Raw genomic sequence first — 7,893 nt, forward strand, 5'->3', positions numbered from 1 at the left:
GCCAGATAATGCCAAAATAAAAAAATTGGCTGATTCCCTGTAAGCTACCAATAATAATGCATGGCTTTAAGCCATTTATCCCAAACCTTTGGAGGGTTTCGTTTTGCGTCGTAGAGTTGTTGTTACCGGAATGGGTATGATTTCCCCATTGGGAAATGATGTTGCTTCAAGCTGGGAGGGCATTCTCGCAGGCCAAAGCGGCGTATCTCTGATTGAGAAGTTTGATACTTCAGCTTACGGCACCAAGTTTGCGGCTCAGGTGAAAGATTTTTCCGTAGAGCCCTATATGGCTCCCAAAGACGCACGCAAAATGGATCCTTTTATTCAGTACGGCATGGTCGCTGGTATTCAGGCTTTTGAGGATGCGGGACTGGAAATTACCGAAGAAAATGCCCCAAGAGTTGGGGCCGCCATCGGATCTGGTATTGGCGGTCTACAATCCATCGCTGAAACGTCATTGCTTATTGCTGAGAAAGGGCCGCGCCGGGTTTCTCCATTTTTTGTACCCGGCGCCATTCAAAATATGATTGCCGGCAACCTGAGCATCAAATACGGACTGAAAGGTCCCAATATATCGATTGTGACAGCCTGCACCACTGGAACTCATAACATTGGCCAGGCGGCGAGAATAATCCAATACGGTGAAGCCGATGCCATGCTCGCTGGCGGTGCGGAGATGTCGACCACAAATGTTGGCCTTGCCGGTTTTGGTGCCGCCCGTGCGCTTTCTACCCGCAATGATGATCCTCAAGCGGCCAGTCGCCCCTGGGATGAAGACCGTGATGGCTTTGTCATGGGGGAAGGTGCCGGTGTGATCATGCTCGAAGAGTATGAAATGGCAAAAGCCCGTGGTGCCAAGATTTACTGTGAATTGATTGGTTTTGGTATGAGCGGTGATGCTTATCACATGACCTCACCACCGGAAGATGGTGCTGGTGCAGCCATGTCGATGCGCAATGCCCTGAACGATGCCGGCGTCAATCCAGAAACCGTTGATTATATCAATGCACATGGAGCCTCTACGCCTGCCGGTGATGTAGCGGAATGTCGTGCGGTTAAATCGGTGTTAGGAGAGGGGGCAAACTCGGTAGCCTGCAGCTCCACCAAATCCATGATCGGTCATTTGTTGGGTGCTGCCGGCAGTGTCGAAGCTATTTTTACTGCTTTGGCGATTCAGGATCAGGTGGCACCACCCACAATCAATCTCGATAACCCCAGCGACGATTGCGATATCAATCTGGTGCCGAAGAATGCTCAAGAGAAACCCATAGAAATTGCTCTGTCCAATTCCTTCGGCTTTGGCGGAACCAATGGTTCACTGGTTTTCCGTAAAATCTGATTGATGATTCTGTTTATTTCCGGGCTTAAACCATCTGCGTGCTGATGAAACCTTTTCTTCTTGTTAATGGCATCCCCACTGACACCATTGCTGTCGATGACCGGGGGCTGGCATTTGGTGACGGTGTGTTTGAAACCATTCGGGTACAGGCCGGTATCATGCCCCTGTGGCAGTTTCATAAAGACAGATTGCAGCATGGTTTGAATCGACTGGGTATTGATGTGCCCCGAGACTGCCTCTCAGACAGTCTTAATCAGCTGCAACATTATCTTACTCACTCTGAGCCAGAAGCCCGACATGGCGTCACCAAGTTGATGGTCACACGAGGCAGCAGCACTAGCGGTTATCAGTACTCTGCGGACATAAAAGCCAATGTCGTAGTGCGTTTCACTCCGGGGCGGGTTCATCCACCCGGCAGTGAGCATCTGATCCGCTGTGAAACCCCCATGTATGAAAATCCCCGTCTGGGGGGCATAAAACACCTCAATCGCCTGGAGAATGTACTGGCCCGACAAGAGGCAAAAGCCGCAGGTTATCGCGATGGCCTGTTATGCGACAGCAACGGCCACGTTATAGAGACAACCAACAGTAATCTGTTCTTTATTGATCAACACCAGCGTTTGGTAACTCCCGAGCTAAGCGACTGTGGTGTCGCCGGGGTTTTGCGCCGTTTAATTATTGAAGAGCTGGCACCAGCATTGCAATTAAAGGTCACTGTTCAGACTGTTGCCGCAACAGACCTGGCAGAATTCAAAGCAGCTTTTAAATGCAATGCCCTTACTGGTGTGGTAGAAATTGCATCCATTGCAGCTCAGGGGTTTGTTTCCGGCAACCCTTTGATTAAAACCATAAAACAGGCCGTAGATGATTATCTAGTCCAAGCTATCGGCCACCCTAAGGAGCATTTTGAATTTTGACCAGATTGCAGAAAATTCTATTGGGTATGGCTCTGCTGCCGGCCCTGATGTTAATCAGTGCCGGTATTTCATTAAAAATGTTAACAGCCCCCATTGCGGTGGCAACGGAACACCGAACAATACAAGTGCAGGCAGGTGAAAACCTGACCATTGTTGCCAACCGCTTGGCCCGAAAGGGGGTGGTTCAGCATCCACGTATGCTGGTGCTGTTTGCACGCCTGATGGATCAAACCAACATCAAGCTCGGCGAATACGAATTGGCAGAGAACACTTCCGATCTGGAAGTGTTGCAGCTACTGTTATCAGGTCAGGTAATCAGTTACAAAATTACTTTGGTTGAGGGGACGACTTTCAAAGAGTCGCTCGATGTTCTGGCTCAGCAGGACAAATTACAACACACCCTCAAGGGTAAAACAGTGGCCGAAATTGCCGGGCTTATGGGTATCAGCCAACCAAATCCCGAAGGCTGGCTTTTCCCCGATACCTATCAATACACAGAAGGTTCGACTGATCTTGATCTGTTGCTTAGGGCCTATCAGCGTATGCAACAGGTGCTTGAAGATGAGTGGGGTAAACGCACAGAACCTCTGCCATATGAAACGCCTTATGAGGCATTGATCATGGCATCCATTGTTGAAAAAGAGACGGGTGTACCCAGTGAAAGAGCCGATATCGCCGGCGTATTTGTGCGTCGCCTCAACAAGGGGATGCGCCTGCAAACAGATCCGACCATTATCTATGGTTTAGGCGATGACTATCAGGGCAATATAAGGCGCCACCATTTGAAACAGGCAACACCTTATAATACCTATGTCATCAATGGGCTGACCCCCACGCCTATTGCACTTCCGGGCCGTGCGGCGATTCAAGCCTCACTCAACCCCAAAGACGGTGATGCGTTGTTTTTTGTAGCCAAAGGTGACGGTAGTCACTATTTTTCTGCCACTTTGGCTGAACACGAGGAAGCAGTTCGTCAATACCAGTTAACACGTAAGGCGAACTATCGCTCGGCACCTCAGTAATCATTGCCACCCCAGCGAAAATAACCACAGCAGGCCAATCATTGTCACAGTCACGCGGAAAATTTCTGACCCTTGAAGGTACCGAAGGAGTTGGTAAATCCACCAATCGCACTTTTATTGAGAACTATCTTCGGGATCAAAGCATCCCTTTGCTGGTGACCCGAGAGCCTGGTGGTACGCCGCTGGCTGAAGAGTTGCGCGAGCTTTTGCTAAAAAAACGAGATGAAACCGTTGATCCTACCGCCGAGCTGTTAATGGTGTTTGCGGCCAGAGCACAGCATTTAAACCAAGTCATTCTGCCTGCGTTGGAAAAGGGCCAGTGGGTGTTATGTGATCGTTTTACCGACGCCACATTTGCCTATCAGGGGTACGGTCGAGGCTTGGCACTGGAGACCATTAGGTCCCTCGAGACTCTGGTACAAAATGACATACGCCCCGATCTGACGCTCATTCTTGATATCGATGTTGAAACTGGTTTGAAACGGGCTCGGCAAAGAGGCGACCTTGATCGCTTTGAAACCGAAGAACTGTCATTTTTTGAACGGGTTCGTCGTGGTTACAGAGAGCGAGCGGATCAGGCTCCGGATCATTATCAATTGATTGATGCGGGACAACCCCTGGAACAAGTCCAGGCGGATATTCGCAGCTGTCTAGAGCGACAACTGACGTTGCCCTGAGGCGCTCAAAATGCCGGCGGACACTCCAGAGTGATGCTTTCACCTGTTCTGGGGTGCTTGAAAGCGATGTATTCAGCGTGCAGCATCAGTCTGGAATAGGGCGTCAAAGCCCGCTCGTGAGCATAGAAGAAATCACCAAGGATAGGGTGCCCCAATGCCTGCATATGCACCCTCAGCTGGTGAGACCGACCTGTGATGGGGTAGAGTAAAACGCGACTGAAGCCATTCTCACGTTCAACCACTTCATAATTAGTTTGTGAAGGTTTGCCATTGGTGTGGCAAACCATCTGTCTGGGGCGATTGGGCCAGTCACAGACCAACGGCAGATCTACGCTGCCATTATCAGCATCCATACATCCATAGACTAAGGCGCAGTAGCGTTTTTTGACTGTGCGTGCCTGAAACTGCTTGCTGAGTGCACTCAGTGATTGATGGTTTTGCGGCAACAGGACAATGCCGGACGTTGCCATATCGAGACGGTGAACAACCCGACTGTTGGGGTAGGCATCCAGTGCCCGATTGATCAGGCAGTCCTGATTATCAATGCCTCGCCCGGGAACGGTCAGTAATCCGGCGGGTTTGTTAATGGCCAGCAGATCTTCATCTGCGTAGAGAATATGCAGTGCTTGATGATTCATGGCCGCGATTATCGCAGAGCCCGTTTGTCTGAGCCATCTTTGTCTCAACTGTATCAACAGGTGTTATTGCCCTAGCCAATTTGGTAATCTTCCGACTTGTCTGTTTGCCTGTAAATATCGCCACTGAAAGCCTCATGTCTGATCACCTGTTATCCCCGCTGCCATGGCAGCAGCAACTCTGGCTACGGCTGTCTGGCCAGCAAGCGGATGGTAAATTACCCCATGCTCTGCTGCTGGTGGGCCATGAGGGCATAGGCAAGGTTCATTTTGCCAAAGCCTTTGCCCGGTTATTAACCTGCCTGTCCCCGGTAAATCAAACCCCCTGTGGCAATTGCAAAACCTGCCTGTTAATGAAAGCGGGAAGCCATCCGGATTACCTTTATCTGGCGCCAGAAGACAAAAGCCGGGTAATCAAAATCGATCAGGTCAGGCAGTTGACCGAGTTTGTCGCCAAAACCCCCCAGCAGGGGAATCACAAGGTGGCCATTATTGAGCCCGCTGAATCATTGAATCTGAATGCGGCAAACGCCTTGTTAAAATGTCTCGAAGAGCCTGCAGGCAACACCACACTGATTTTGGTCTCTCATATGCCCAGTCTGTTGATGGCGACCATTCGCAGTCGCTGTCAGCAGTTGGAATTTGCCATTCCCGATCGCAGTCAGAGCCTGGAGTGGCTGACGCCGCTGGCCGTTGGTCAGGAACCTGAATATTTGCTTGATTGCGCCGCCGGTGCTCCCCTGACTGCCCTTGAGTTGATGGATGGTGATCAACTGGAGATACGGGAGCAGTTTGCCCGATATCTGATCGATATTGCCGAGTTCCGAATCTCTCCGCTTGATGTGGCTCAGAAACTTCAGGGTGGTGATCCTCTGGCGCTGGTCGAGATGTTGCTGTTTTGGTTGCAGCTATCAGCCAAAGCCCGCTTTTCGGATGCCAGTCCACACCATGAAGGAGAGAAGCTGGTGGTTGGCAAATTGCTGTTGGTCAGAGAGCAACTGGTCTTTCGACTGCTCGATAAGCTGATCATCACCAAGCGGCAACTCCTATCGGGCAGTAACCCCAACAAGCAACTGCTTCTCGAAGAATTATTGATGGACTGGCAAGCCTTGCTAAAACAGTCGCAAAGACCTCAGCAGGCGAGACATTCGCTGTTAAATGGACTAAATTAGCAGCATTGGTTCTTACCTGATTTTTTGCAAGTCTGTATAGACACGGCATTTGGAGATTTAACATGCAGGGACTCGGTGGCAGAAATGGCATTCTTTCGCTGACCATTAAAGACAAGGCGGTTCTCTATGCGGCCTATATGCCGTTTGTAAAGAACGGCGGTCTGTTTATCCCCACCAACAAAAATTACAGCCTCGGTGACGAGGTGTTTATGTTGTTAAATCTGATGGATGAGCCGGAAAAGATTCCGGTGGCAGGCAAGGTTGTCTGGGTGACCCCCAAGGGTGCTCAGGGTAATCGCGCGGCAGGCGTCGGTGTGCAGTTCAGTGACCAGGACGATACCGCGTCGAAAAAAATTGAAACCTATCTGGCCGGTTCGCTGGACTCCGATCGTCCTACTCATACCATGTGATTTGCTGACAGTAACGAATTCATACCGAACATGATGTTATTCAGGGCCAGTATCAGCTGGCCTTTTTATTTCCCTGATTAATCCGATTTTGTTGTACGGAAGTTATTATGTTAATTGACTCTCACTGCCATCTGGATCGACTCAAACTCGATAAATTTGATGATTCCCTGGATGCCGTCATGGCTCATGCAACAGAGCAGGGCGTTGAGAAAATGCTCTGTGTTGGAATCAGTCTCGACAATCGTGAGGCCGTGGTGGCCATGGCTGAAAACTATCCTCAGGTTGTAAGCTCCGTTGGTGTCCATCCGCTGGATGTGGAAAAGGGCCTGGCAACGGCTGAACAACTGGTGGCGTGGAGCGCTCATCCCAAGGTGGTTGCTCTGGGCGAAACAGGCCTTGATTACTACTACAGCAATGACAGCAAGTCGGTACAGCAGGACAGTTTTGTGGTGCACCTGCAGGCTGCGGCTGAAGCTCAACTCCCCGTCATTGTTCACACCCGCGATGCTCGTCAGGACACTTTGGATCTGATCAAGGCACATGGCTGCATGGAAAATGCCGGAGTTCTGCATTGTTTTACCGAAAGCTGGGAGATGGCCAAAGCCGCCATGGACATGAATTACTACATCTCGTTTTCCGGGATTGTGACCTTTAAAAATGCCACTGAGCTGCGGGACGTTGCCAGTAAAGTGCCGCTCGACCGTATGCTGGTTGAAACCGATTCACCTTATCTGGCCCCGGTACCTTACCGTGGAAAGGCCAATGTGCCGGGGTATGTCAAACAGGTGGCCGAGTTTATCGCCGAGTTAAAAGGCGTGAGCTACCAGGAGGTCATCCGGACCACGAGTGAGAATTTCCATAATTTGTTTAAAAAGGCCGTTTAAAGCGGGACTTCAGGGGGATACATGCAACAACAGATCATTACCATGCTGGAGCTTCAGGACAGCATGAATACCAAGGTTCATACTGACTGGCGCAATCAAAATTTTGAATGGTATCGGGCCATCTGGATTGAATGCGCCGAGTTGCTGGATCACTATGGCTGGAAGTGGTGGAAAAAGCAGACACCGGATATCGAACAGGTACAACTGGAGCTTATCGATATCTGGCACTTTGGCCTGAGTATTCTGCTTTCCAGTGGCAAAGCCGTTACTGATCTTGCCGCCGAGATTGAGTCCCAGTTGCATATCCAGACTGATGAGCCCGATTTTCGTCAGGATCTGGAAGCCTTTGCCTGCCAAACCCTGAGTGAAAAATCCTTTTGTGTGCGCGCTTTTGCCCGACTCATGGCCGGCATTGAGCTGAGTTTCGAAGATCTTTACATCGGCTATGTAGGAAAGAATGTCCTGAACTTCTTTCGTCAGGACAATGGTTATCAGGATGGTAGCTACATCAAGAATTGGTCTGGTAAAGAAGACAACGAGCACTTGGTTGAAGCCGTCAAAGAACTGGATACCGCCAAGTCCGATTTTAAAGATGAGCTCTATCAGGCGTTGAATCAGCGCTATCAAGAACTGGCTCGATAAAGGGCTTGTAGACCTTGGGCTAAGTCTGGCGCGTTTTTAGATGCAATTTTCTGCAAGATCCCTATAATTGGGCCCGCCTTAAGAGGTGGGTCGCGGGTTTTCGCGCCCCGCAGTCCAAAAGACCAAACAAAAAGATCAAACCGGAGAATTATTGTGAAAGCACCTGTTCGTGTTGCCGTAACCGGCGCAGCTGGC

The 7,893-nt window shown here is 50.1% G+C and carries 9 protein-coding genes; 8 read left to right on the plus strand and 1 reads right to left on the minus strand.

Translation table 11 applies throughout. The annotated features are described in order from the left end of the window. The first annotated feature begins 103 nt into the window (after positions 1-103). The 4 genes from fabF to tmk are packed head-to-tail and all read left to right on the plus strand — an operon-like array spanning position 104 to position 3,955. Positions 104-1,339: a beta-ketoacyl-ACP synthase II gene (fabF, locus tag ACPXV9_RS08540; RefSeq protein ID WP_423896027.1), complete on the plus strand. Its 1,236-nt coding sequence runs from the start codon at positions 104-106 to the stop codon at positions 1,337-1,339. 44 nt (positions 1,340-1,383) lie between these two features. Further along, on the plus strand, positions 1,384-2,256 hold the full coding sequence (gene pabC / locus ACPXV9_RS08545) for an aminodeoxychorismate lyase (protein WP_423896028.1): 873 nt from the start codon (positions 1,384-1,386) through the stop codon (positions 2,254-2,256). Then, the gene (gene mltG / locus ACPXV9_RS08550) at positions 2,253-3,278 is read left to right on the plus strand and encodes an endolytic transglycosylase MltG (RefSeq protein WP_423896029.1); all 1,026 of its coding nucleotides are present in this window, start codon (positions 2,253-2,255) and stop codon (positions 3,276-3,278) included. The genes pabC and mltG overlap by 4 nt, the downstream gene beginning before the upstream one ends. Positions 3,279-3,319: 41 nt before the next feature. Then, positions 3,320-3,955 (plus strand): dTMP kinase, encoded by a 636-nt coding sequence (gene tmk, locus ACPXV9_RS08555; protein WP_423896030.1) that lies wholly within the window; start codon positions 3,320-3,322, stop codon positions 3,953-3,955. 5 nt (positions 3,956-3,960) lie between these two features. Here the strand turns inward: tmk and ACPXV9_RS08560 are convergent, their stop codons facing one another. Beyond that, positions 3,961-4,593, minus strand: coding sequence for an RluA family pseudouridine synthase (locus ACPXV9_RS08560; protein ID WP_423896031.1), 633 nt, complete (start codon positions 4,591-4,593; stop codon positions 3,961-3,963). Positions 4,594-4,727: 134 nt separating this feature from the next. Between ACPXV9_RS08560 and ACPXV9_RS08565 the strand changes: the two genes are divergently transcribed. From ACPXV9_RS08565 to ACPXV9_RS08580, 4 genes are all read left to right on the plus strand, one after another. Further along, entirely contained in the window at positions 4,728-5,762 is a 1,035-nt protein-coding gene (locus ACPXV9_RS08565; RefSeq protein ID WP_423896032.1) for a DNA polymerase III subunit delta', read from the plus strand. A 62-nt stretch (positions 5,763-5,824) separates the two neighbouring features. Beyond that, the gene (locus tag ACPXV9_RS08570) at positions 5,825-6,172 is read left to right on the plus strand and encodes a PilZ domain-containing protein (RefSeq protein WP_423896033.1); all 348 of its coding nucleotides are present in this window, start codon (positions 5,825-5,827) and stop codon (positions 6,170-6,172) included. Positions 6,173-6,279: 107 nt separating this feature from the next. After that, positions 6,280-7,056 carry a TatD family hydrolase gene (locus ACPXV9_RS08575; RefSeq protein WP_423896034.1) on the plus strand — a complete coding sequence of 259 codons (777 nt, stop codon included), beginning with the start codon at positions 6,280-6,282 and terminating at the stop codon, positions 7,054-7,056. Positions 7,057-7,077: 21 nt separating this feature from the next. Beyond that, positions 7,078-7,698 (plus strand): dUTP diphosphatase, encoded by a 621-nt coding sequence (locus tag ACPXV9_RS08580; RefSeq protein WP_423896035.1) that lies wholly within the window; start codon positions 7,078-7,080, stop codon positions 7,696-7,698. Positions 7,699-7,893 lie beyond the last annotated feature (195 nt).

Source organism: Candidatus Pelagadaptatus aseana (assembly GCF_040362265.1).
GTDB lineage: Bacteria > Pseudomonadota > Gammaproteobacteria > Pseudomonadales > Cellvibrionaceae > Pelagadaptatus > Pelagadaptatus aseana.